22 protein-coding genes and 1 tRNA gene are annotated in these 25,135 nt (G+C 69.0%); 16 read left to right on the top strand and 7 right to left on the bottom strand.

Going from position 1 to position 25,135, the window contains the following annotated elements; all coding sequences use genetic code 11:
• Positions 1-929: acyl-CoA dehydrogenase family protein (locus H1D24_RS29380; RefSeq protein ID WP_181660739.1), on the bottom strand; the 929-nt coding region annotated here is incomplete at its 3' end.
• Between the two features lie 134 nt (positions 930-1,063).
• The gene (locus H1D24_RS29375; protein ID WP_181660738.1) at positions 1,064-1,672 is read right to left on the bottom strand and encodes an SACE_7040 family transcriptional regulator; all 609 of its coding nucleotides are present in this window, start codon (positions 1,670-1,672) and stop codon (positions 1,064-1,066) included.
• A 154-nt stretch (positions 1,673-1,826) separates the two neighbouring features.
• On the opposite strand from H1D24_RS29375, the gene H1D24_RS29370 reads away from it, so the two are divergent.
• The 4 genes from H1D24_RS29370 to H1D24_RS29355 are packed head-to-tail and all read left to right on the top strand — an operon-like array spanning position 1,827 to position 7,774.
• Complete coding sequence (locus tag H1D24_RS29370) at positions 1,827-3,458, top strand: carboxyl transferase domain-containing protein (RefSeq protein WP_181660737.1); 1,632 nt, start codon at positions 1,827-1,829, stop codon at positions 3,456-3,458.
• Positions 3,459-3,466: 8 nt separating this feature from the next.
• Positions 3,467-5,644, top strand: a complete 2,178-nt coding sequence (locus tag H1D24_RS29365; protein WP_220137359.1) for an ATP-binding protein — start codon at positions 3,467-3,469, stop codon at positions 5,642-5,644.
• Positions 5,641-6,585 carry a hydroxymethylglutaryl-CoA lyase gene (locus H1D24_RS29360; protein WP_181660736.1) on the top strand — a complete coding sequence of 315 codons (945 nt, stop codon included), beginning with the start codon at positions 5,641-5,643 and terminating at the stop codon, positions 6,583-6,585. Before H1D24_RS29365 ends, H1D24_RS29360 begins: the two co-directional genes overlap by 4 nt.
• Before the next feature lie 28 nt (positions 6,586-6,613).
• On the top strand, positions 6,614-7,774 hold the full coding sequence (locus H1D24_RS29355; protein WP_181660750.1) for an acyl-CoA dehydrogenase family protein: 1,161 nt from the start codon (positions 6,614-6,616) through the stop codon (positions 7,772-7,774).
• A 12-nt stretch (positions 7,775-7,786) separates the two neighbouring features.
• On the opposite strand, the gene H1D24_RS29350 is transcribed toward H1D24_RS29355, so the two are convergent.
• The gene (locus H1D24_RS29350; protein ID WP_309484488.1) at positions 7,787-8,083 is read right to left on the bottom strand and encodes an ATP-binding protein; all 297 of its coding nucleotides are present in this window, start codon (positions 8,081-8,083) and stop codon (positions 7,787-7,789) included.
• 211 nt (positions 8,084-8,294) lie between these two features.
• Positions 8,295-8,600, bottom strand: a complete 306-nt coding sequence (locus H1D24_RS29345) for a MerR family DNA-binding transcriptional regulator (protein WP_181660735.1) — start codon at positions 8,598-8,600, stop codon at positions 8,295-8,297.
• A gap of 52 nt (positions 8,601-8,652) precedes the next feature.
• On the opposite strand from H1D24_RS29345, the gene H1D24_RS29340 reads away from it, so the two are divergent.
• From H1D24_RS29340 to glmS, 9 genes are all read left to right on the top strand, one after another.
• Entirely contained in the window at positions 8,653-9,798 is a 1,146-nt protein-coding gene (locus H1D24_RS29340) for an alkene reductase (protein WP_181660734.1), read from the top strand.
• 228 nt (positions 9,799-10,026) lie between these two features.
• Positions 10,027-11,073: an ABC transporter substrate-binding protein gene (locus tag H1D24_RS29335; protein WP_181660733.1), complete on the top strand. Its 1,047-nt coding sequence runs from the start codon at positions 10,027-10,029 to the stop codon at positions 11,071-11,073.
• Between the two features lie 130 nt (positions 11,074-11,203).
• The gene (locus H1D24_RS29330) at positions 11,204-12,082 is read left to right on the top strand and encodes a siderophore-interacting protein (protein WP_181660732.1); all 879 of its coding nucleotides are present in this window, start codon (positions 11,204-11,206) and stop codon (positions 12,080-12,082) included.
• Between the two features lie 269 nt (positions 12,083-12,351).
• Positions 12,352-13,794, top strand: coding sequence for a lysine decarboxylase DesA (gene desA, locus H1D24_RS29325; RefSeq protein ID WP_181660731.1), 1,443 nt, complete (start codon positions 12,352-12,354; stop codon positions 13,792-13,794).
• Entirely contained in the window at positions 13,778-15,052 is a 1,275-nt protein-coding gene (locus H1D24_RS29320; RefSeq protein WP_181660730.1) for a lysine N(6)-hydroxylase/L-ornithine N(5)-oxygenase family protein, read from the top strand. Before desA ends, H1D24_RS29320 begins: the two co-directional genes overlap by 17 nt.
• On the top strand, positions 15,049-15,714 hold the full coding sequence (locus H1D24_RS29315; RefSeq protein WP_181660729.1) for a GNAT family N-acetyltransferase: 666 nt from the start codon (positions 15,049-15,051) through the stop codon (positions 15,712-15,714). The genes H1D24_RS29320 and H1D24_RS29315 overlap by 4 nt, the downstream gene beginning before the upstream one ends.
• Positions 15,711-17,483: an IucA/IucC family protein gene (locus tag H1D24_RS29310; RefSeq protein WP_181660728.1), complete on the top strand. Its 1,773-nt coding sequence runs from the start codon at positions 15,711-15,713 to the stop codon at positions 17,481-17,483. Before H1D24_RS29315 ends, H1D24_RS29310 begins: the two co-directional genes overlap by 4 nt.
• A 264-nt stretch (positions 17,484-17,747) precedes the next feature.
• Positions 17,748-18,005, top strand: coding sequence for a hypothetical protein (locus tag H1D24_RS29305; RefSeq protein WP_181660727.1), 258 nt, complete (start codon positions 17,748-17,750; stop codon positions 18,003-18,005).
• Positions 18,006-18,073: 68 nt separating this feature from the next.
• On the top strand, positions 18,074-19,891 hold the full coding sequence (glmS, locus tag H1D24_RS29300) for a glutamine--fructose-6-phosphate transaminase (isomerizing) (RefSeq protein WP_181660726.1): 1,818 nt from the start codon (positions 18,074-18,076) through the stop codon (positions 19,889-19,891).
• 140 nt (positions 19,892-20,031) lie between these two features.
• Here the strand turns inward: glmS and H1D24_RS29295 are convergent, their stop codons facing one another.
• Both H1D24_RS29295 and H1D24_RS29290 read right to left on the bottom strand, forming a co-directional pair.
• Entirely contained in the window at positions 20,032-20,601 is a 570-nt protein-coding gene (locus H1D24_RS29295) for a GPR1/FUN34/YaaH family transporter (RefSeq protein ID WP_181660725.1), read from the bottom strand.
• 176 nt (positions 20,602-20,777) lie between these two features.
• Positions 20,778-21,302 (bottom strand): universal stress protein, encoded by a 525-nt coding sequence (locus H1D24_RS29290; RefSeq protein WP_181660724.1) that lies wholly within the window; start codon positions 21,300-21,302, stop codon positions 20,778-20,780.
• A gap of 774 nt (positions 21,303-22,076) precedes the next feature.
• On the opposite strand from H1D24_RS29290, the gene H1D24_RS29285 reads away from it, so the two are divergent.
• The 3 genes from H1D24_RS29285 to H1D24_RS29275 all read left to right on the top strand — a co-directional run bounded on the left by H1D24_RS29285 (position 22,077) and on the right by H1D24_RS29275 (position 24,088).
• Complete coding sequence (locus tag H1D24_RS29285) at positions 22,077-23,285, top strand: helix-turn-helix domain-containing protein (RefSeq protein ID WP_181660723.1); 1,209 nt, start codon at positions 22,077-22,079, stop codon at positions 23,283-23,285.
• A gap of 10 nt (positions 23,286-23,295) precedes the next feature.
• Positions 23,296-23,922, top strand: coding sequence for an oligoribonuclease (gene orn / locus H1D24_RS29280; protein WP_181660722.1), 627 nt, complete (start codon positions 23,296-23,298; stop codon positions 23,920-23,922).
• A gap of 93 nt (positions 23,923-24,015) precedes the next feature.
• Positions 24,016-24,088, top strand: a tRNA-His gene (locus H1D24_RS29275).
• Between the two features lie 50 nt (positions 24,089-24,138).
• Here H1D24_RS29275 and H1D24_RS29270 read toward each other — a convergent pair.
• Positions 24,139-24,756: a choice-of-anchor A family protein gene (locus H1D24_RS29270; RefSeq protein ID WP_220137356.1), complete on the bottom strand. Its 618-nt coding sequence runs from the start codon at positions 24,754-24,756 to the stop codon at positions 24,139-24,141.
• Positions 24,757-25,135: the final 379 nt, after the last annotated feature.

Below are 25,135 nucleotides of genomic sequence, written 5' to 3'. Positions count from 1 at the left end.
TGCTGGTCTTCCTCCACGGTCCGGATCACCCCTCTCCTCGCAGAGTCGCAGGCGGCCAGCTCGAACTTGGTGTTCTGGAAGTGGGCGACCGGCTTGCCGAAGACGGTGCGCTCCTGCACGTACTGCTTCGCGAACCGGACGGCGGCCTTGGCCTGCGCGTACGCGCCGAAGGCGATGCCCCAGCGCTCGGAGGGCAGGTTGGCGCCGAGGTAGTAGAAGCCCTTGTTCTCTTCGCCGAGCAGGTCCTCGACCGGCACCTTCACGTCGACGAACGCCAGCTCGGCGGTGTCGGATGTCTTCAGGCCCAGCTTGTCGAGCTTGCGGCCGACGGAGTAGCCCTCGGACTTGGTGTCCACGGCGAACAGGGATATGCCGTGACGACGGTCCTCGGCGGTCGGGGCGGCGGTGCGGGCGCAGACGATGACCTTGTCGGCGTGGACGCCGCCGGTGATGAAGGTCTTGGCGCCGTTGAGGACGTAGTGCGTGCCGTCCTCGGAGAGCTTGGCGGTGGTCTTCATGCCCGCGAGGTCGGAGCCGGTGCCCGGCTCGGTCATCGCGATGGCCCACATCTCCTCGCCGGAGACGAACTTCGGCAGGAAGCGCTTCTTCTGCTCGTCGGTGGCGAGCATCTTGATGTACGGCAGGGCGAGCAGCACGTGCACGCCGGATCCGCCGAAGGAGACGCCCGCGCGCGATGTCTCCTCGTACTGGATGGCCTCGAACTTGTGCGACTCCATGCCGGCGCCGCCGAACTCCTCCGGGACGTTGATGCCGAAGAGGCCCAGCTCGCCGAGCTTGTAGTAGAACTCGCGCGGCGCCTGGCCGGCGGCGAACCACTCGTCGTGGACCGGCACGACCTCGGCCTCGATGAAGGCACGCAGGGTCTCCCGGAACGCCTCGTGGTCCTCATTGAAAACGGTACGGCGCACGGACATGCTCCTTCGTTACGGCTCGCGACCATCGGTACCAGTGGACTGGCAAGCGGACACCACAACGGACTAAGCGCTTGCTCAGACTTAGGTTACCGGCCAGTCACCGCGGCCGTCCAGAGACCCACGTCACGTCAGGACAGGCCCTCCGCCCCTTCCCCGGCCGCCGCGAACGCCCCCCGCGCAAGCCGGTGCAGCAGATCCGCCGTGGCCGCGCGCCCGGGCAGCGCACCCGGACGGCTCAGATGCGGAGTCGAGTTCAGCAGCCCGAACACCGCGTGCACGGAGGCCCGCGCCGCCGGCTCGGCCAGGCCCGGATAGACCTTGCGGACCACCTCCACCCACAGCTCGACGTACTGCCGCTGCAGCTGCCGCACCAGCTTGCGGTCGCTCTCCCGGAGGCGGTCCAGCTCGCGGTCGTGCAGGGTGATCAGAGGGCGGTCGTCGAGCGCGAAGTCGATATGCCCCTCGATGAGGGAGTCGAGCAGCGCCTCGGGATCCCCGTCGGTCTCGGCGACCCGCCGCTTGCCGCCCGTCAGCAGTTGCCCGCTGATGCCCACCAGCAGCTCGGCGAGCATCGCGTCCTTGCCGGCGAAGTGGCGGTAGAGGCCGGGGCCGCTGATGCCGACCGCGGCCCCTATCTCGTCGACGCCGACACCGTGGAAGCCGCGCTCGGCGAAGAGCCGGGCGGCTTCCTTGAGGATCTGCTCACGCCGGGTGGGGGCGTCTGTTCTGGCAACCATGCATTAATTCTAGACAGGGAGGTTAGCGCTCGTTAACCTGAGGGAAGTGGGTTAACGGTCATTAACTTCGGCCATGCGGCCCCAGCAGCTTCACAGGCTGGGTTGCCGCGACGGCTGAGGGGCTTCATCGGTACGGGCAAGGGGGCTCGACGCGATGTACGAGGCACCGGAGCTGACGAGCGCGGCAGATCCCGCGTCGGAGGCCTGGCGGGTCAACGAGGCGGCGCACCGCGCCCTCGGCGAGGAGCTGCGCGCGCGGCTGGCCGAGGCGAGGCTCGGCGGGGGCGAGCGGGCCCGCGCCCGCCATGTGCAGCGCGGCAAGCTGCTGCCGCGCGACCGCGTGGACACGCTCCTCGACCCGGGTTCGCCGTTCCTGGAGCTGGCGCCGCTCGCGGCGTACGGGATGTACGGCGGGGACGCACCCGCGGCGGGCGTCATCGCGGGGATCGGCAGGGTCTCGGGCCGCGAGTGCGTGATCGTCGCCAATGACGCGACGGTCAAGGGCGGCACGTACTACCCGATGACGGTGAAGAAGCACCTGCGCGCCCAGGAGGTGGCGCTGGAGAACCGTCTTCCGTGCGTCTATCTGGTCGACTCGGGCGGCGCCTTCCTGCCCATGCAGGACGAGGTCTTCCCGGACCGGGAGCACTTCGGGCGGATCTTCTACAACCAGGCTCGGATGTCGGGCGCCGGGATCCCGCAGGTCGCGGCCGTGCTCGGCTCGTGCACCGCGGGCGGCGCGTACGTACCCGCGATGAGCGACGAGGCCGTGATCGTCCGCAACCAGGGCACGATCTTCCTGGGTGGCCCCCCGCTGGTGAAGGCGGCGACGGGCGAAGTGGTCACCGCCGAGGAGCTGGGCGGCGGCGAGGTCCACTCGCGCGTGTCCGGCGTGACGGACCATCTGGCGGAGGACGACGCGCACGCACTGCGGATCGTGCGGACCATCGTCTCGACCCTCCCCGCGCGCGGAGAGCTCCCCTGGCCGGTCGAGTCCGCCGTGGAGCCGAAGGTCGACCCGGCCGGGCTGTACGGGGCGGTGCCGGTGGACTCGCGCACCCCTTATGACGTGCGGGAGGTCATCGCGCGCGTGGTCGACGGCTCCCGCTTCGCCGAATTCAAGGCGGAGTTCGGGCAGACGCTGGTGACGGGCTTCGCGCGGATCCACGGCCATCCGGTCGGGATCGTCGCCAACAACGGCATCCTGTTCTCCGAGTCGGCCCAGAAGGGCGCCCACTTCATCGAGCTGTGCGACCAGCGCGGCATCCCGCTGGTCTTCCTGCAGAACATCTCGGGCTTCATGGTCGGCCGGGACTACGAGGCGGGCGGCATCGCCAAGCACGGCGCCAAGATGGTCACGGCCGTGGCATGCACGCGCGTCCCGAAGCTGACCGTGGTGATCGGCGGGTCGTACGGCGCGGGCAACTACTCGATGTGCGGGCGGGCGTATTCACCGCGCTTCCTGTGGATGTGGCCGGGCGCCAAGATCTCGGTGATGGGCGGCGAGCAGGCGGCCTCGGTACTGGCGACGGTCAAGCGCGACCAGTTGGAGGCGCGCGGCGAGGAGTGGCCGGCCGAGGACGAGGAGTCCTTCAAGGCCCCGATCCGCGACCAGTACGAGACGCAGGGGAATGCCTACTACGCGACGGCGCGGCTGTGGGACGACGGCGTGATCGACCCGCTGGAGACCCGGCAGGTGCTGGGGCTCGCCCTGACCGCCTGCGCCAACGCCCCGCTTCCCGAGAGGGACTCGACCGCCGCCGGCTTCGGCGTCTTCCGGATGTGAGGGTGGGAATGTTCGACACGGTTCTTGTGGCCAACCGGGGCGAGATCGCCGTCCGCGTCATCCGCACGCTCCGGGCCCTCGGGGTGCGCTCGGTGGCGGTCTTCAGCGATGCGGACGCGGACGCCCGGCATGTACGGGAGGCGGACACGGCGGTACGGATCGGTCCGCCGCCCGCCTCTGAGAGCTACTTGTCCGTGGAGCGGCTGCTGGACGCGGCGCGACGCACGGGTGCCCAGGCGGTCCACCCGGGATACGGATTCCTCGCGGAGAACGCGGCCTTCGCCCAGGCCTGCGCCGACGCGGGTCTCGTCTTCATCGGGCCGCCCGCCTCCGCGATCGAGCTGATGGGCGACAAGATCCGCGCCAAGGAGACCGTGCGGGCCGCCGGGGTGCCGGTCGTGCCGGGCTCGTCCGGCAGCGGCCTCACCGACGCCCAGCTGGCCGAGGCCGCGCGCGAGATCGGCATGCCGGTGCTGCTCAAGCCGTCGGCGGGCGGCGGCGGCAAAGGGATGCGGCTCACCCGTGTCGAATCCGCGCTGCTCGACGAGATCGCGGCCGCCCGCCGCGAGGCCCGCGCCTCCTTCGGCGACGACACGCTGCTCGTGGAGCGCTGGATCGACCGGCCCCGGCACATCGAGATCCAGGTCCTGGCGGACGGGCACGGCCATGTGATCCACCTCGGCGAGCGCGAGTGCTCCCTGCAGCGCCGCCACCAGAAGATCATCGAGGAGGCGCCCTCCGTCCTCCTGGACGAGAAGACCCGCGCGGCGATGGGCGAGGCGGCCGTCCAGGCGGCCCGCTCCTGCGGCTACCGAGGCGCGGGCACAGTCGAGTTCATCGTCCCGGGCGAGGACCCCTCCTCGTACTTCTTCATGGAGATGAACACGCGCCTCCAGGTCGAGCACCCGGTGACGGAGCTGACTGTGTCCATTGGTCCGGCTGACGCCGGGGGCGGCCTGGACCTGGTCGAGTGGCAGCTGCGGATCGCCGCCGGCGAGCATCTGCCGTACGCACAGGAGGACATCAGGCTCGTCGGTCACGCGGTTGAGGCCCGTATCTGCGCGGAGGATCCTTCGCGCGGTTTCCTGCCCTCCGGCGGCACGGTGCTCGCTCTGCACGAGCCCCAGGGCGATGGGGTGCGCACCGACTCCGGGCTCAGCGAGGGCACGGAGGTCGGCAGCCTGTACGACCCGATGCTGTCGAAGGTCATCGCGCACGGACCCGACCGGGCGACGGCACTGCGCAGACTGCGGGCGGCCCTGGCCGGGACGGTCACCCTGGGCGTGCAGACGAACGCCGGGTTCCTGCGCCGGCTGCTGGCCCATCCGGCCGTCGTCGCGGGCGACCTGGATACCGGCCTCGTGGAGCGCGAGACGGACGCGCTCGTGGACCAGGCGGTGCCCGACGAGGTGTACGAGGCGGCGGCAGCCGGGCGCCAAGCTGCCCTGGAGCCGCAGGGCGAGGGCTGGACCGACCCGTTCTCGGTGCCGAACGGCTGGCGGCTCGGGGGCGAACCGGCCCCGGTCAGGCACTGGTTGCAGATCCCGGGCCTGGAGCCCGTCGAGTACGTCGCCCGGGGCACCCACACCGTGGAGCCCGACCGCGTCACGGTCACCCTCGACGGCATCCGGCACACCTTCCACCGGGCGGGCGACTGGCTGGGCCGGGACGGGGACGTCTGGCACGTGCGCGACCACGACCCGGTGGCCGCCGCACTGACGGGTGCCGCCCTCTCGGGGGCCGACTCGCTCACTGCGCCCATGCCGGGGACGGTCACCGTGGTGAAGGTCGCCGTGGGCGACGAGGTGACCGCAGGTCAGAGCCTGCTGGTGGTCGAGGCGATGAAGATGGAGCACGTCATCTCCGCCCCGCACGCCGGAACGGTCAGGGAGCTGGACGTGGCGCCCGGCTCGACCGTCGCGATGGACCAGGTGCTGGCCGTGGTCGACCCGCACGAGCCGCCTGATCACGGCCCGACGGCCGAGGGGGCGCCGTCAGCCGAGCCGTCAGCCAGGGAGTCGTCCTCAGCCGGGCCCTCCGCCGCGGAGTCGTCCTCAGCCGTGGATCGGCCCACGGCCAAGGAACCGTCAGCACCCGAGGCGTCATCGACACCCGAGCAGTCATCGACGCCCGAGGCGTCATCGGCACCCGAGAAGTCATCGGCACCCGAGGAGGTGGCCTCATGACCGCAGCCGGACTGCCCATGGCCGTCCCGGCCCAGGACCTGCCCGCGCGGGTGCGGATCCACGAAGTCGGTGCGCGCGACGGGCTGCAGAACGAGAAATCCGCCGTGCCCACCGAGATCAAGGCGGACTTCATCCGCCGCCTCGCGGACGCGGGTCTGACCACCATCGAGGCGACCAGCTTCGTGCACCCCAAGTGGGTGCCCCAACTGGCGGACGCCGAGCAGCTGTTCCCCCTCGTGCGGGACGTCGAAGGCGTCGCCCTGCCCGTGCTCGTACCGAACGAGCGCGGCCTCGACCGGGCCCTCGCGCTCGGCGCCCGCCGTATCGCCGTCTTCGCCAGCGCCACCGAGTCCTTCGCCAAGGCCAATCTGAACCGGACGGTGGACGAGGCCCTCGCCATGTTCGAGCCGGTCGTGGCCCGCGCGAAGGAGCAGAAGATCCACGTCCGGGGCTATCTGTCGATGTGCTTCGGCGACCCCTGGGAAGGCCCGGTACCCATCGCCCAGGTGGTCCGGGTCTGCCGCGCGCTGCTCGACATGGGCTGCGACGAGCTGAGCCTCGGCGACACCATCGGCGTGGCCACACCGGGACATGTACAGGCGCTGCTCGCCGCGCTGAACGAGGCCGGCGTGCCCACGGACACGCTCGGCGTGCACTTCCACGACACCTACGGCCAGGCCCTCGCCAACACGCTGGCCGCGCTGCAGCACGGCGTCACCACCGTCGACGCCTCCGCAGGCGGCCTCGGCGGCTGCCCGTACGCGAAGAGCGCCACCGGGAACCTCGCAACCGAGGACCTGGTCTGGATGCTTCACGGCCTCGGCATCGAGACCGGGGTCGACCTCGGCCGTCTCACCGCCACCAGCGTGTGGATGGCCGCCCACCTCAGCCGGCCCAGCCCGTCCCGCACGGTCCGTGCCCTCTCCCACAAGGAGTCCTAGCCATGCTCAAGGAGTCCCAGCCATGACGATCGACCACCGGCTGTCGCCGGAACACGAGGAACTCCGCCGCACCGTCGAGGAGTTCGCACACGACGTCGTCGCTCCGAAGATCGGCGACTTCTACGAGCGGCATGAGTTCCCGTACGAGATAGTGCGGGAAATGGGCCGCATGGGGCTCTTCGGTCTGCCGTTCCCCGAGGAGTACGGCGGGATGGGCGGCGACTATCTGGCGCTCGGGATCACGCTCGAGGAGCTCGCCCGCGTCGATTCATCCATCGCCATCACCCTGGAGGCGGGCGTCTCGCTCGGCGCCATGCCCATCCACCGCTACGGCACCGAGGCCCAGAAACAGGAGTGGCTCCCCCGCCTCTGCTCGGGCGAGATCCTGGGCGCCTTCGGCCTCACGGAACCGGACGGGGGATCGGACGCGGGAGCGACCCGCACGACGGCCCGCCTGGACAAGGCGACGGACGAATGGGTGATCAACGGCACCAAGTGCTTCATCACCAACTCGGGCACGGACATCACCGGCCTGGTCACGGTCACTGCCGTCACCGGCCACTCGGACGACGGCAAGCCCCGGATCTCCTCGATCATCGTCCCGTCGGGCACCCCGGGCTTCACGGTGGCGCCCCCGTACTCGAAGGTCGGCTGGAACGCATCGGACACCCGCGAGCTCGCGTTCGACGACGTACGCGTGCCTGCCGCGAACCTGCTGGGTGAACTCGGCCGCGGGTACGCCCAGTTCCTGCAGATCCTCGACGAGGGCCGCATCGCCATCTCGGCGCTGGCGACGGGCCTGGCGCAGGGCTGCGTGGACGAGTCGATCAAGTACGCGAAGGAGCGCCACGCCTTCGGCCGCCCGATCGGCTCCAACCAGGCCATCCAGTTCAAGATCGCCGACATGGAGATGAAGGCGCACACGGCCCGCCTCGCCTGGCGGGACGCGGCATCACGCCTGATCAGCGGCGAACCGTTCAAGAAGGAGGCCGCCCTGGCCAAGCTCTACTCCTCGACGATCGCCGTGGACAACGCCCGCGAGGCGACCCAGATCCACGGCGGCTACGGCTTCATGAACGAGTATCCGGTGGCCCGTATGTGGCGTGACTCCAAGATCCTCGAGATCGGCGAGGGCACGAGCGAGGTGCAGCGGATGCTGATCGCACGCGAGTTGGGCCTCACCAGCTGACATTTCTCCCGATCAGAGGAGCAATTCAGCCCACACGGCCTTGCCGATCCCATGCCTTCGCGGACAACATCCCCACTTCTCCGCCAGGGCCACTACGAGGGCAAGCCCGCGCCCACATTCTTCATCGGCCTGCGCTTCTCTGGGCGCAGGCCGACCATTGTTCGCGTCGGCGACTTCGACACGCAGCCGCCCGTCATAGCGCGCAACCCGCACGCCGATCTCACGACCAACCGGGACGAAGGCGTGCTGGACGGAGTTGGCGACAAGCTCCGAGAGCAGTAGTTCGGCTGTCTCGGCCGCGCCATCCACCACCTTCCAGTCGGTGAGCTGCTCACGCAGTAGCGCTCGCGCTCGACTGGCGCTACGCGCCGTACGGTGACACCGTCCGCGCTCGATCGGCGAGGGTCGCCATTGTCGGCAGTCTCGCGTGGGGGCGTGAGGATGAACGGGCGAGCATCGCCGCCGAGGGTGGCTTATTCGCCCACCGGGCCATCCGAGGAGTGTCAGTCGATCAGGGCACTCACCCTGAAGATCCGGAGCGAGGGGATACTGGCGCCGGCTCGCTGGAAGCTGCTTCGATCACGCCGTCGAGGACCTCGCGCGCGCGGATCAGTTCCCCGATCATCCGGTCCAGTCGCTCCTGCTGCTCCCTCAGCTCAGCGACCAACAAAGGCTCTTGGATACGAATCACCCGATCGACGGCGCTCTCGTCGTACTCACGGTGGCCCCCTGGCGTACGGCGCGAGGACAGCAATCCTTGCTGCTCGTAGTAGCGCAGCGACCGTTCGCTGACTGCCGTGCGGCGTGCCAGTTCGCCGATCCGCACTTCGCTACCTCCACTTGCATCTGACATTGGTGTCAGCTTCTACGGTCCCGGCATGACCAACACTGCCCTCCTCAGTCCGCATTCCCTGGGCTCGTTGCAGCTGCCCAACCGCATCGTCATGGCACCCATGACCCGATTCCGCGCCGACGAAGACGGCACCCCGCTCCGGATCGTCGCCGACTACTACGCACAGCGTGCCAGCTCCGCCCTCATCATCACTGAGGGCATCTGGCCCAGTCGTCGTGGCCAGAGCGGCTGGCGTATCCCGGGCCTGGAGACGCAGGCGCATGTGGCTGGCTGGCGGCAGGTCACCGCAGCCGTGCACGGTGCTGGGGGCCGCATCTTCGCGCAGTTGATGCACGGTGGGCGCAAAGGGCATCCGCTGGGCCGGATCGACGGCTCCGTTCCCGCCGGACCATCCGCTGTTCCGGAGCCAGAGCCCGTATACGTGCGGGGCGGGGACAAAGCGCAGCCAGTCGTGCCCCGCGTAATGAGCCGGGCCGACATCCGGACTGCCCTCGACGACTATGCCAGCGCCGCTCGCCATGCGATCGAAGCAGGTTTCGACGGTGTGGAATTGCACGGCGCAAACAGTTATCTCATTCACCAGTTCCTCGCGGACAACACCAACCTGCGCAAAGACGCCTATGGAGGATCGATCACCAACCGGATCAGGTTCGCCGTCGAAGCGGTCGAGGCAGTGGCTGGGGCCATCGGGGCGGAGCGGACTGCCTTGCGTGTCTCGCCAGGCAATCCCCAATTCGGAATGAGCGAAGCCGACCCTGCCCCGCTCTACCGAGCCCTGGTTGACGCGCTCGGCAACGCGGGCCTGGCGTACCTCCACCTCACCGACAATGACGTCTATCCAGCACTGGACGATCTCCGTCCCCGTTGGCCGGGTCTGCTCATCGCCAACGTCGGCGAGAACAGAGAGGCCACCACCCGGGAAGCCGGCGAGCAGGTCCTTCAAGAGGGTCGCGCCGATCTCGTCTCGTACGGTCGGGCATTTATCGCCAATCCTGACCTACCACGACGGTTCGCAACCGGTGCACCACTGAACATCGTCGATGGACGCCACCTCTACACGCACGGCGCCGAAGGGTACACCGACTACCCACTCACACGTTCTCTCCAAAACGATCTCACCAGCGACGGAATCGGCGTCCGGTACACGCCCTACAACTGCGTCGTGGGGTGACTCGAGCACAGGGCCGAGACCGCGAGCCGGCACGCAAAGAGCCGGAACCTCTGGGCGGCAGGGAACGTCCCGCCGAAGTCCGCCCGCGAGGGCCCGCGGGCCCCGGCCCGCCTCCGGCTCGCGAGACGGGAGCCGCCCCCGCCCCCTGGACATCCACTGAGGTTAGGCTAACCTACCCACGAACTTGTCCAGGCGGGCCATCCGCCCCGTCACGAAAGCAGCCCACCCATGCCCAACGCCCGTGCCTCCCACCTCTCCCGCCGCGGCATCCTCGCCGCGGGCGGCGCTCTCGGTCTCGGCGCCCTGCTGACCGCCTGCGGCGACACCGATGCGAAGAGCGGCGGCTCGGACGCTTCAGCGGAGGCCACGAAGTCCGGTCCCTGGACCTTCAAGGACGACCGCGGCGAGACCGTGAAGCTGGACAAGACCCCGGCGAACATCGTCGCCTTCACCGGTGTCGCCGCCGCCCTGTTCGACTACGGCATCGAGGTCAAGGGTGTCTTCGGCCCGACCAAGGCCCAGGACGGCAAGGCCGATGTCCAGGCCGGCGACATGGACATCAGCAAGGTCACGATCCTCGGCAACACCTGGGGCGAGTTCAACATCGAGAAGTACGCGGGTCTCTCCCCCGACGTGCTGATCTCCACGATGTTCGACGACGCGGGCACGCTCTGGTACGTCCCCGAGGAGTCCGCGTCCAAGATCCTGAAGCTGGCCCCGAGCGTCGGCATCTCCGTCTTCGACCGCCAGATGGACAAGCCGCTTCAGCGCATGTACGAGCTGGCCGAGTCGCTTGGCGCCGACGTGAAGTCCGACAAGGTCACCGCGGCGAAGAAGCGCTTCGAGGACGCGGCCGCCCGGCTCCGCAAGGCCGCCAAGGCCCACCCCGACATCAAGGTGCTGGCCGGTTCCGCGAGCCAGGACATCTTCTATGTCTCCGGTTCGAACCTCTCCATCGACCTGGAGTACTTCAAGGCCCTCGGCGTGAACATCGTCGAGCCGTCGGCGAAGGCCCTGAAGGCCAGCGGCGGCTGGTTCGAGAACCTGAGCTGGGAGAACGTCGACAAGTACAAGGCCGACATCATCATCATGGACGACCGCTCGTCGGCCATCCAGCCGGCCGACATCACCGAGGCGACCTGGAAGAAGCTGCCCGCCGTCAAGGCCGGCCAGGTCATCGCCCGCACGCCCGAGCCGATCCTGTCCTACGACAAGTGCGCACCGATCCTCGAGAACCTCGCCGAGGCCATCGAGACGGCGAAGAAGGTCAGCTGACCCCCTCGCGACAGGTCGGCTGACCTGCCCGACAGGTTCAGCCGGCCCCGTCCGAAGGGTCGGCTGACGCGCTCGACCCGAGCAGCCCGACATACCTCAACAGCCCTCATCGACGCTCCAGGAGCCCGAGATGACGACAGCCGTGGCCGCCCCGTTCCGTTTCTTCGCACTTCACGTCGTACGGACGAGGCGGCTCGGCCCGTCCATGGTCCGTGTCACGTTCACCGGGCCCGAGGCGCACGCCTTCGCCTCGGGCGGCCGCGACCAGAGCCTCTCGCTCTTCCTGCCTCACCCGGGCCAGGACGCGCCCGTCGTGCCGCTCGAGGCGGGCGACAACTGGTGGCACGCCTGGCGTGAACTCCCCGACGACGTACGGGCGGTGATGCGGTCGTACACGGTGCGCGCCCAGCGGCGCACCCCGGACGGCGTCGACGAGATCGACATCGACTTCGTGCTGCACGGCGTGGAGCCGGGGGCCGCTACCCCAGCAGGTCCCGCCTCGCGCTGGGCTGCAGGCGCCCGGTCCGGTGACCGCGTTCTGGTACTCGGCCCGGCGATCGCCGACAACACGGCGGTACGTTTCCGCCCGCCCGCCGACACCGACCTCGTCGTGATGTGGGCGGACGAAACGGCCCTGCCCGCCGCCTCGGCCATCCTGGAGTCACTGCCGCCCGGCACCCGGGCCCGCGTGTGGCTGGAGGTCCAGCACGCCGCGGACCGGCTGGAGTTGAGCACCCGGGCCGACGCGGACATCACCTGGCTTGTGCGCGACGAGCGCGACAAGGGGGACGAGGGCGTCGAGGGGTCCCCCATGGCCCTCGGCGCCCTCCGGTCCGCCCAACTCCCCGACACCACCGCCCCGTACGCCTGGATCGCGGGCGAGTCCGGGTGCGTCAAGGAGCTGCGCCGCCATCTCGTACGCGAGCGGGAGATCGACCGCAAGCGCGTCACCTTCGTCGGCTACTGGCGCCGCGGTCTGACAGAGGAACAGCTGCGCGAGCAGGCGTGATCAGGCCTCAACGACCGTGCAAGCAGGCGGATCGGCACAACGGCCGTGCAGCCAGGCGTGATGAAGCCCCAACCGCTACGCGCGCAGGCCTGATCAGGCGTCAACAACCGTGCAGGCAGTCGCAATCGCGCCAAAACTCGCAATCCAGGCGCAGGAAACGCGCCATAAAGACACAGGCCGGGCGGGGTCGCACATCTGAGTTAGGTTAGGCTAACCTAAGTTCACGTCGCGACCCCGTCCCTCGTCCTGAGCCGTCCGGAGGACCCCCCATGCGCTCGCACCTGCTCAATGACACGACCGCGGAGCGGTACCGCCGCTCCGTGACCGAAGGAGTCGAGCGGGTGGCGGCGAAACTCGCCACCACCGATCGGCCGTTCACCGGCGTCACGGTCGACGCCCTCACTCCCCGTGTCGAGAAGATCGACCTGGACCAGCCGCTGGGCGACACGACCGCGGCCCTCGACGAGCTCGAGGAGGTCTACCTCCGCGACGCCGTCTACTTCCACCACCCGCGCTATCTCGCGCACCTCAACTGCCCGGTCGTCATCCCGGCGGTGCTCGGCGAGGCCGTCCTGTCCGCCGTCAACTCGTCCCTCGACACCTGGGACCAGTCGGCCGGCGGCACCCTCATCGAGCGCAAGCTCATCGACTGGACCGCCGAGCGCATCGGCCTCGGCCCGGCGGCAGACGGCGTGTTCACCAGCGGTGGTACGCAGTCCAACCTCCAGGCGCTGCTGCTGGCCCGCGAGGAGTCCAAGTCCGACGACACCGCGCGGCTCCGCATCTTCGCCTCCGAGGTCAGTCACTTCAGCGTCAAGAAGTCCGCGAAACTCCTCGGTCTCGGCCCGGACTCGGTCGTCTCCATCCCCTGCGACCAGAACAAGCGCATGCACACGCTCGCTCTCGCCCACGAACTGGAGCGCTGCGTCCGCGAGGGCCTGGTCCCCATGGCGGTCGTCGCGACCGCGGGCACCACCGACTTCGGCTCGATCGACCCGCTGCCGGAGATCGCCGAGCTGTGCGCCCAGTACGGCACCTGGATGCACGTCGACGCCGCGTACGGCTGCGGGCTGCTGGTGTCGAGGGCCCGCCGCGATCTCCTCGACGGCATCGAGCGCGCCGACTCCGTCACCGTCGACTACCACAAGTCCTTCTTCCAGCCCGTGAGTTCCAGCGCGATCCTGGTGCGGGACGCGGCCACGCTGCGCCACGCCACGTACCACGCCGACTACCTCAACCCGCGCCGCATGGTGCAGGAACGAATCCCCAACCAGGTGGACAAGTCCCTGCAGACCACCCGCCGCTTCGACGCGCTGAAGCTGTGGATGACGCTGCGCGTGATGGGCGCCGACGGGATCGGCGAGCTCTTCGACGAGGTGTGCGACCTGGCCGCCGAGGGCTGGAAACTGCTGGCCGCCGACCCGCGCTTCGACGTCGTGGTCCAGCCGCAGCTCTCCACCCTCGTCTTCCGCTGCATCCCGGCCTCCGTCACCGACCCGGCGGAGATCGACCGCTGCAACCTGTACGCCCGCAAGGCGCTGTTCGCCTCCGGCGACGCGATCGTCGCGGGCACCAAGGTCGGCGACCGCCACTACCTGAAGTTCACCCTGCTCAACCCCGAGACGACGGTGGATGACATCGCCGCCGTCCTCGACCTGATCGCCGGCCACGCCGAGCAGTACCTGGGAGAGTCCCTTGACCGCGCTTCCTGAGCCCCGCCGCATCCACGACTTCGTCGGGATCGGCCTCGGCCCCTTCAACCTCGGCCTGGCCTGCCTCACCGAGCCCATCGACGAGCTCGACGGCGTCTTCCTGGAGTCCAAGCCGAACTTCGAGTGGCACTCGGGGATGTTCCTCGACGGCGCCCACCTCCAGACGCCGTTCATGTCGGACCTGGTCACCCTCGCCGACCCGACCTCGCCCTACTCCTTCCTGAACTACCTGAAGGAATCGGGCCGCCTGTACTCCTTCTACATCCGCGAGAACTTCTACCCGCTGCGCGTCGAGTACGACGACTACTGCCGCTGGGCCGCCTCGAAGCTCTCCTCCATCCGCTTCAACACGACCGTGACCGAGGTCGCGTACGAGGACGACATCTACGCCGTACGGACGGAGAGCGGCGAGACGCACTACGGCCGCCGGCTCGTCCTGGGCACCGGCACCCCGCCGTACATCCCGGAGGCCTGCCAGGGTCTGGGCGGCGACTTCATCCACAACTCCCGCTATCTGCAGCACAAGCAGGAGCTGCAGCGCAAGGAGTCGATCACGCTCGTCGGCAGCGGTCAGTCGGCCGCCGAGATCTACTACGACCTGCTGAGCGAGATAGACGTCCACGGCTACCGGCTGAACTGGGTCACCCGCTCCCCGCGCTTCTTCCCGCTGGAGTACACCAAGCTCACGCTGGAGATGACCTCGCCGGAGTACGTCGACTACTTCCACGCGCTGCCCGAGGAGACCCGCTACCGCCTCGAGAGCCAGCAGAAGGGCCTGTTCAAGGGCATCGACGGCGATCTCATCAACGAGATCTTCGACCTGCTGTACCAGAAGAGCCTCGGCGGCCCGGTCCCGACCAGGCTCCTCACCAACTCGGCCCTGCACACGGCCGCGTACGAGGACGGCACCTACACCCTCGGCCTGCGCCAGGAGGAGCAGGGCAAGGACTACGAGATCCGCACCGAGGGCCTGATCCTGGCGACCGGCTACAAGTACAGCACTCCGGCGTTCCTGGAGCCGGTGCGCGACCGCATCCGCTGGGACTCCCAGGGCCGCTTCGACGTCGCCCGCAACTACTCCATCGACACGACGGGCCGCGGGATCTTCCTGCAGAACGCGAGCGTGCACACCCACAGCATCACCAGCCCGGACCTCGGCATGGGCCCGTACCGCAACAGCTACATCATCAGCGAGCTGCTGGGCCGCGAGTACTACCCCGTCGAGAAGACCATCGCGTTCCAGGAGTTCGCCATATGAGCCACACGAGCCACACGAGCCACACGAGCCACACGAGCAGCACGAGCAGCACACACGACCTCGGGACCTTCGCCGTCCGGCCCCTGGACCCGCTGGCCGACGCCGAGCTGCTGCACTCCTGGGTCACCCACCCCAAGGCGGCCTTCTGGATGATGCAGGACGCGAAACTGCATGACGTCGAGCGCGAGTACATGGCCATCGCAGCCGCCGAGCACCACGACGCGTTCATCGGACTGCACAACGGCGAGCCCGCGTTCCTGATGGAGCGCTACGACCCGGCGCACGTCGAGCTGGTCGGCCTGTACGAGCCGGAGCCCGGCGACGTCGGCATGCACTTCCTGGTCGCGCCGACGGACACGCCCGTGCACGGGTTCACCCGGGCCGTGATCACCGCGGTGATGGAACACCTGTTCGCCGACCCGGCGACGGAGCGCGTGGTGGTCGAACCCGACGTACGCAACAAGGCCGTGCACGCGCTGAACGAGGCCGTCGGCTTCGTACCCGAACGCGAGATCGAGAAGCCCGAGAAGACGGCCCTGCTGAGCTTCTGCACACGCGCGCAGTTCGAGGCAGCGGTCGTACGAGAAGCAGCAGTAAGCAAGGCCGCACGAGCGGGCGCCCAGGCGTCCGCGACGGCGGACGCACAAGGAGTGGCCATATGACCCTGTCCGACGCCGTGGCGCACCTGTCCCCCGAGCGCTGGGCGCAGGCCAACCGCCTCCTGATACGTAAAGCGCTCGCCGAGTTCGCCCACGAGCGGCTCTTCAGCCCGGAGTCGATCGGCGACGACCGGTACGTCGTCCGCAGCGACGACGGCACGGTCGAGTACCGCTTCACCGCCCGCCGTCTGCGCCTGGACCACTGGCAGGTGTTCCCGGAGTCGATCACCCGCCACCGGGACGGTACGGAACTCCCGCTGCACGCCCTGGAGTTCTTCATCGAGCTCAAGGAGTCGCTCGGCCTGAGCGACTCCATCCTGCCGGTCTATCTGGAGGAGATCTCCTCCACCCTCTCCGGCACCTGCTACAAGCTCACCAAGCCGGCCGTCCCCGCCGCCGAGCTGGCCCGCGCGGACTTCCAGGCCATCGAGACGGGCATGACCGAGGGCCATCCCTGTTTCGTCGCCAACAACGGCCGGCTCGGCTTCGGTGTGCACGAGTACCTCTCGTACGCCCCCGAGACCGCAAGCCCCGTGCGGCTGGTGTGGCTCGCCGCCCACCGCTCCCGGGCCGCCTTCACCGCGGGCGTCGGCCTGGACTACGAGTCGCTGCTCCGGTCGGAGCTCGGCGAGGAGACGCTGAAGCGTTTCTCGGGGACGCTCACGGACCAGGGCCTCGACCCGGACGACTACCTCCTCATCCCCGTCCACCCCTGGCAGTGGTGGAACAAGCTCTCCGTGACCTTCGCGGCCGAGGTCGCCCAGCGCCACCTCGTGTGCCTGGGTGAGGGCGACGACGAGTACCTGGCCCAGCAGTCGATCCGTACGTTCTTCAACACGAGCGACCCGGCCAAGCACTACGTCAAAACGGCCCTGTCGGTCATCAACATGGGCTTCATGCGCGGGCTGTCGGCCGCGTACATGAAGGCGACCCCCGCGATCAACGACTGGCTGGCGGGCCTCGTCGAGAACGACGAGGTGCTGAAGTCCACGGGCCTGTCGATCATCCGCGAGCGCGCCGCCGTCGGCTACCGGCACCTCGAGTACGAGGCCGCGACCGACCGCTATTCGCCGTACCGCAAGATGCTCGCCGCGCTGTGGCGTGAGAGCCCGGTGCCGTCCCTGCAGGAGGGCGAGCGGCTCGCGACCATGGCGTCGCTGCTGCACACCGACCGCGAGGGCGCGTCCTTCGCGGGCGCGCTGATCGAGCAGTCCGGCCTGACGCCCGCCGAGTGGCTGCGCCCCTATCTGCGGGCCTACCTCACCCCGCTGCTGCACAGCTTCTACGCCTACGACCTGGTGTTCATGCCGCACGGCGAGAACGTGATCCTGGTCCTGAAGGACGGCGTGGTGCAGCGGGCGGTCTTCAAGGACATCGCCGAGGAGATCGCGGTCATGGACCCGGACGCGGTGCTGCCGCCCGTGGTCGAGCGGATCCGGGTCGAGGTTCCGGAGGACATGAAACTGCTGTCGATCTTCACCGACGTCTTCGACTGCTTCTTCCGCTTCCTGGCCGCGAATCTCGTCACGGAGGGGGTGCTGGACGAGGACACCTTCTGGCGGGCCGTCGCCGACTGCGTACGGGAATACCAGGGGTCCAGGCCCGAACTCGCCGACAGGTTCCGGCAGTACGACATGTTCGCGCCCGAGTTCGGCCTGTCCTGCCTCAACCGGCTGCAGCTGCGCAACAACGAGCAGATGGTCGACCTGGCCGATCCGTCGGGGGCGCTCCAGCTGGTGGGCGACCTGAAGAACCCCATAGCCGGTCTCTGAGAGACCTGTGCGAGCCCTTCAGGGCTCCCTGAAAGACGGGCGGGCGCCCCGGAGTACGGTCCTCCGGGGCGCCCGTCGGCATGGGCGGGGGCCCCTTACGACCACACGAATCGCCAGAATCAGGCAGAATCCGGGCGTACGTGACGATGAGTTGAGGCCCTCGTCACACAGGCTTGAGCCGTGCGCGCCACAAGTTCGACACAGTCCTGCCCGAAAGCGGGCAGGATTCTTGCGAATCACAGGGTCGTACCGCAGGATCAACGGGTGCACGACGAACTTGTAGATCATCTGACGCGCAGTACGCCGCTGAGCCGCGGCGAGGCACTGCGGGTGATCCAGGACGTGCTCGCCTACTTCGACGAGACGACCGAGGAATTCGTCCGTCGCCGCCATCGCGAGCTCCAGGGTCAGGGCCTGGTGAACACGGCGATCTTCGAACGGATCGAGGCGGACCTGAAATACCGAGCGGTCGCGCCGCCCGAGCTCTCGCTCAGACAGCTGCGCCGCATCGTGTACGGCTGAGCCCTCGACGCTCGGCGTACACACACATCACGCATCAGGGACCAGGGACAAGGGGAACGAGGACACTTATGTGCGGAATTGTCGGTTACATCGGCAAACGTGATGTCGCGCCGCTGCTGCTCGAGGGCCTGCAGCGCCTGGAGTACCGCGGCTACGACTCCGCTGGCGTCGTCATCACTGGCCCCAAGGCCTCCGGCCTGAAGATGATCAAGGCCAAGGGGCGGGTACGGGACCTGGAGGCCAAGGTTCCGGCCCGCTTCAAGGGCACCACCGGCATCGCCCACACCCGCTGGGCCACGCACGGCGCCCCGTCCGACGAGAACGCGCACCCCCACATGGACGCCGAGGGCAAGGTCGCCGTCGTCCACAACGGCATCATCGACAACGCCTCCGAGCTGCGCGCCAAGCTGACCGCCGACGGCGTGGAGTTCCTCTCCGAGACCGACACCGAGGTCGTCACGCACCTCATCGCCCGCTCCCAGGCCGAGAAGCTCGAGGACAAGGTCCGCGACGCCCTCCGCGTCATCGAGGGCACATACGGCATCGCGGTCCTGCACGCCGACTTCTCCGACCGCATCGTGGTGGCCCGCAACGGCTCCCCCGTCGTGCTCGGCATCGGCGAGAAGGAGATGTTCGTCGCATCGGACGTCGCCGCGCTGGTCGCCCACACCCGCCAGATCGTCACCCTCGACGACGGCGAGATGGCCACGCTGAAGGCCGACGACTTCCGTACGTACACCACCGAGGGCACCCGCACGACCGCCTCGCCGACCACCGTCGAGTGGGAGGCCGAGTCGTACGACATGGGCGGCCACGACACGTATATGCACAAGGAGATCCACGAGCAGGTCGACGCGGTGGACCGCGTGCTGCGCGGCCGTATCGACGACCGGTTCTCCACCGTGCACCTGGGCGGCCTCAACCTGGACGCCCGCGACGCGCGCCAGATCCGCCGCGTGAAGATCCTCGGCTGCGGCACCTCGTACCACGCGGGCATGATCGGCGCCCAGATGATCGAGGAGCTGGCCCGTATCCCCGCCGACGCGGAGCCGGCCTCGGAGTTCCGCTACCGCAACGCGGTCGTCGACCCGGACACCCTGTACATCGCCGTCTCCCAGTCCGGTGAGACGTACGACGTGCTGGCCGCCGTGCAGGAGCTCAAGCGCAAGGGCGCCCGCGTCCTCGGCGTGGTGAACGTGGTCGGCTCCGCCATCGCCCGCGAGGCCGACGGCGGCATGTACGTGCACGCGGGCCCCGAGGTCTGCGTCGTGTCGACCAAGTGCTTCACCAACACCACGGTCGCCTTCGCGCTGCTCGCCCTGCACCTCGGCCGCACCCGCGACCTGTCGGTGTCCGACGGCAAGCGGATCATCGCCGGCCTGCGCAAGCTGCCCGCGCAGATCGCGGAGATCCTCGAGCAGGAGGACGAGATCAAGAAGCTGGCCGACGAGTACGCCGACGCCAAGTCGATGCTCTTCATCGGACGCGTGCGCGGCTACCCGGTGGCCCGCGAGGCCTCGCTGAAGCTCAAGGAGGTCTCGTACATCCACGCCGAGGCCTACCCCGCATCGGAGTTGAAGCACGGCCCGCTCGCCCTCATCGAGCCCGCGCTGCCGACGGTCGCGATCGTCCCCGACGACGACCTGCTGGAGAAGAACCGCGCCGCGCTGGAGGAGATCAAGGCCCGCAGCGGCCGTATCCTCGCCGTCGCGCACCAGGAGCAGGAGAAGGCCGACCGCACGATCGTGGTCCCGAAGAACGAGGACGAGCTGGACCCGATCCTCATGGGCATCCCGCTGCAACTCCTCGCGTACCACACGGCTTTGGCCCTTGGCCGGGACATCGACAAGCCGCGGAACCTGGCCAAGTCGGTGACGGTGGAGTAGTCACCGCGCCATATGCCTGACGGGCCGTACGCCCCTTCCGTGCGTACCCCACGAAACGACCCCCTGTGCGTGCCACCAAGCACACAGGGGGTCGTTCCTTTGGGAGAGCCGGGGCTGCCCACACCCCGGCTGTGGCTGCCTCAGCCGGTGGCCGTCACACCCCGGCCGGCAGCGCGCCGCGGAAGCGAGGTGGGCCAGTGGGCCAGGGCCGCCGTCGCCCCGTACCAGGACACCGCGCCTGCCACCACGGCGAACCAGCCGCCGGCCTTGGCCAGGGCGTCGTTGCCCGCGAAGCCCGCGATGGCGAGAAGGACGAGAGAGACGAAGAACAGCCCGTACGTGCCCTGGGTGAGGACGCCGCCGCCCGCGGCGCCCAGCGTCAGGCTCAGCGCGATGAGGGCGAACAGAAGCATGAACAGCCCGGCTGCGTTGTCGGAGACCTGGCCGCCGGCCGTGACGCCCCAGGTGAACCAGAGGGCCCCGAGGGCCGAGAAGGCCGTGCCGGTGGCCGCGTCACGGTCGCGGAGGGCCAGCAGGCCCGCGACGAAGAGGGTGACGCCGCCCACATAGGTGGCCAGGGACACGGCGTCGGACGCCGTCACGCCGTCGATCACATCGGCATGTCCTAGGCCGAAGGCCAACAGGGTGAGACCGAGGGCGAGATGGCCGAGAGTCGAGATGCTGCTTCCCGTAGAGACGTCGTTGTCCACAACGGGCTCCCTTCATGTGCAGTTGTGCTGCGTGACGCCGGCCCGTGCGGTGCGGCCCGGCGACCGGTATGTACCCTTCACAAGGGCACAAATCACTTCTACGCATGAGTAGATTCGCCCGCGACCGAGCGGAAGTTGACCCGCTCCCGCTCTATCTCACCTGGGACAACGGGAAGTTACGGAATGACGACGACGGGCCGCTGGGCGCGCTTCGCGAGCCGTCCCGCCACGGAGCCGAAGATGCGGCCGACGATGCCGTGCGTGGAGCCGACGACGATCGCGTCCGCCGCGTACTCGTGGCCCACCTCTTCGAGCTCGTGGCAGATGTCGCCGCCGCGCTCGACGAGGATCCAGGGCACCTCGGCGAGATAGTCCGCGCAGGCTAGCTCGAGGCCGAGCACCTCGGTGCGGTGATCCGGTACGTCCACGAAGACCGGGGGTTCACAGCCGGCCCAGACGGTGGTCGGCAGCCGGTTGGCGACATGCACGATGATCAGGCCCGAGCCGGAGCGGCGGGCCATACCGATCGCATACGCAAGGGCCCGCTCGCTCGAGGTCGAACCGTCGAAACCGACGACGACGCCGTGCTTGAAGGCGGGATCGCAGGGGTGTCGTGTTTCCTCTGCCGCGAGGGGGTCGGCCGTGTGATCGGCGACCTGCCTCTTGCGGTCCGCGGGATCGAAGAATTCGTGACCGGCCATGGGTGTCTCGGCGAAGGGAGTCCTCTTGGGAGGGTCGGCTGTCAAGGATGTGCGATGTGCGAGGCTGGACGGTGGTGGGCGCCGGAGCTGTGTCCGGGAATCATCTTCCCAACCCCATACCCCCAAGGGTACGGCGGCACTCCTCTCCTGCCCAGAGCACGCCGACCTCGCGACGGCGTTCCCCGGAGCATGCATGAGCAGCGCCCGTATGGCAATGGTTGCTGCCCCGTACAGCCGCTTGGCCCATCACGTTGCGTCCACCCCACGACGGCGGTCACGGGAACATGGGCGGTGACGCCAGTGACCTCAGGGACCTCAGAGGCGCATCGCCCCCCTGGGGCGTACCCCGGCGCTCCTCACAGCGGCCAAAACACGCCGGTGAACCACCGGCACTCCACCCGCACCCCCACCTCTTTTCGGCCAACTTCGCCCATCCCTGCCCCCCTTGACCGAACCGCCCCCCAACCCCCGTCCCACCAGGACCGAAAGACCCCCGGAGGGGCCCCGCACCCTACGGGGACCAGCCACGGAGCCCACGCACACTTCCCTGGGCGCTCCCGGAATGCAACGCTTCGTGATCGAATGCTTCACGCCAAGTTGCCATGTCGACATAACGTCGGATGCAGAACTGGTCACGCCGGCACCACGGGACACAGTAGATTCGATCATGACTGTCTTACGGCGGGGGACTCGTGCAGGACCGAGGGGAAACGTGCAGGAGCGACAAGCCCGACACGAACAGGGAGCCGCGACCACCGAGGGGGGCTTAGCAGCATGAGCCACGACTCCACTGCCGCACCGGAGGGTGCAGCCCGGAAGCTCGCCGGGCGCCGCCGCAAGGAGATCGTCGCGGTGCTGCTGTTCGGTGGCGGACCCATCTTCGAGAGTTCCATTCCGCTTTCGGTGTTCGGTATCGACCGCCAGGACGCCGGAGTGCCCCGTTACCGCCTGCTGGTGTGCGCCGGCGAGGAGGGACCGCTGCGCACGACGGGGGGCCTGGAACTCACCGCACCGTACGGCCTGGAGGCGATAGCCCGGGCGGGCACCGTGGTCGTACCGGCCTGGAGGTCGATCACCTCGCCGCCCCCCGCGGACGCCCTGGAGGCGCTGCGCCGGGCCCATGAGGAGGGAGCCCGCATCGTCGGGCTGTGCACCGGTGCGTTCGTGCTGGCCGCCGCCGGCCTCCTGGACGGCCGTCCGGCGACGACGCACTGGATGTACGCGCCGACGCTGGCCAAGCGCTATCCGTCCGTCCACGTGGACCCGCGGGAGCTCTTCGTCGACGACGGCGACGTCCTCACCTCCGCGGGCACGGCGGCCGGCATCGACCTGTGCCTGCACATCGTGCGCTCGGACCACGGCAACGAGGCCGCGGGCGCGCTGGCCCGCCGCCTGGTCGTACCGCCGCGCCGCAGCGGCGGCCAGGAGCGCTACCTCGACAGGTCTTTACCGGAGGAGATCGGCGCCGACCCGCTCGCCGAGGTCGTCGCCTGGGCGCTTGAGCACCTCCACGAGCAGTTCGACGTGGAGACCCTGGCCGCGCGCGCGTACATGAGCCGGCGGACCTTCGACCGCAGGTTCCGCTCGCTCACCGGGAGCGCTCCCCTGCAGTGGCTGATCACCCAGCGCGTGCTGCAGGCGCAGCGGCTGCTCGAGACCTCCGACTACTCGGTCGACGAGGTCGCGGGCCGCTGCGGCTTCCGCTCGCCCGTCGCGCTGCGCGGCCACTTCCGGCGCCAGCTCGGCTCGTCCCCGGCCGCCTACCGGGCTGCGTACCGCGCCCGCAGGCCGGGGGCCGAGAAGCCGGTGGACACCGGAAGCCCCGCGGCCCAGGAGACTCCACTGCCGTCGCAGACCCGGCGCACGGCCGCGGCGAACGCGGTGGGCCCGGCCACGTCGATGTCCACGGAGGCGGGCAAGCCCGGCTCGGATACGTACGCATCCGCCCGCCCGAGTCTGCCCGGCCCGCGGAGCGCGCCGTAGGGTAAGACACATGAACGATCGCATGGTGTGGATCGACTGCGAGATGACCGGGCTCTCGCTGGCGAACGACGCGCTCATCGAGGTGGCCGCCCTGGTCACCGACTCTGAGCTGAACGTGCTCGGCGAAGGGGTGGACATCGTGATCCGCCCGCCGGACGCGGCGCTGGAGACCATGCCCGAGGTGGTGCGGCAGATGCACACCGCCTCGGGTCTCCTCGACGAGCTGGCGGGCGGTACGACGCTCGCCGACGCCGAGGAGCAGGTCCTGGCGTACGTACGTGAGCACGTCAAGGAGCCCGGGAAGGCCCCACTGTGCGGAAACTCGGTCGGCACCGACCGCGGATTCCTGCTGCGGGACATGCCGAAGGTGGAGGAGTACCTCCACTACCGGATCGTCGACGTGTCCTCGGTGAAGGAGCTGGCCCGCCGCTGGTACCCGCGGGCGTACTTCAACAGTCCCGAGAAGAACGGCAACCACCGGGCGCTCGCCGACATCCGCGAGTCCATCGCCGAGCTGCGCTACTACCGCGAGGCGATCTTCGTACCCCAGCCGGGACCGGACTCGGAGACCGCGAAGACCATCGCGCTCAGGCACGTCCTGCCCGCCGAAGGCGCCCCTGCCGCACCCCGGCAGTAGGGCGCCGGGAAAGGCGGGCGCGAGCACCGCCCCGGACCCTGTACACTTTTTCTCGGCCGGTCGGGGAATCCTCACGGAGAACCGCCGGTCATGGTGGGTGTAGCTCAGCTGGTAGAGCACCTGGTTGTGGTCCAGGATGCCGCGGGTTCGAGTCCCGTCACTCACCCTGAATGATCAAGGCCCGGCCTGCGAGAGCAGGCCGGGCCTTCTTCGTGTTCACGGTCTCGGCGTCGGGAAAGTTCCACAGCAGCCGGTCGCGGAGGGCGTTCCAGAGGTGTCCGTGTCGTCGAGGCCACCGCTGAAGGTGCTGATGGTCCGCTCGTCTCCGAAAACGTTCACGAGGATCGTCGCGTCGTCCGGGATGTTCGTGAACGCCAGAGCCTGCTGGGCGCCGCCGGTGCCGGCCAGGTCGAAGTCGACGTCGAACACCTGGAGCGAGGACACGCCCTCCCCGGTGAAGGTGGTCTGCGCCGACGTGTGGACGACCGTGCCGGCCTCCTGCCTCGGCGCACCGTCCACCCAGGCGTGGCACTGGCTGGCGCTCGTGAGCTCGTCGCGCAGCGGCACGTACGGAGCGACGGCGTCCGCGTCTCTGACGAGGGTGCCGGTGACCTGACCGGTGACCGTGCCCGCGTGCCGGACAACTCCGCCGTCGGCGAGCAGCGTCTGTCCGGCGGCGACGGTGATGTCACCGCCGGTGGCGAGGAAGTCCGCCCCGTCCTCGGGTGGCCCGCGGGATCCCACGCCGGCGATCCCGACGTTGTCGGTGGCGCTTCCGCCCGATCCTTGGCCAGCCATGCGGCGCCGCTGCCCGGCGTCGGTGAACGCGCGCATGGTGTCAGAACGGGAGCAGATCGCAGCGCCCGAGAAGGTACGCGTCCCGCGCCCCGGGAGTCCCCGCAGAGACACACGGGGCACCGCTCACGCTGAACCACGCCGAGGGGCCGTACACGACAAGCGGCTGGGCCTCCTTCACCGGAGGCCCGACCTTGCTTCGCTCGTACACCAGCAGCGTGCCGTTCGCGCCCGTGGCGTAGCAGTAGACGACGGCTCCGCCACCCTGATCTGCGCATTCAAGACATTCGCCATTTTCGAATCTGACGCGAACAATCATGGCGAAAACCGTAGATCAACCAGATATCAGACACCGGCTGATCGTTTCTGCGTCAAAGGCGAACACACGATCAAGGACACACCCCCGCACGCCGGGTGA

Origin of the sequence: Streptomyces himalayensis subsp. himalayensis (assembly GCF_013778455.1) — a bacterium.
GTDB lineage: Bacteria > Actinomycetota > Actinomycetes > Streptomycetales > Streptomycetaceae > Streptomyces > Streptomyces himalayensis.
This window is presented reverse-complemented; position numbering and strand designations above follow the sequence as displayed.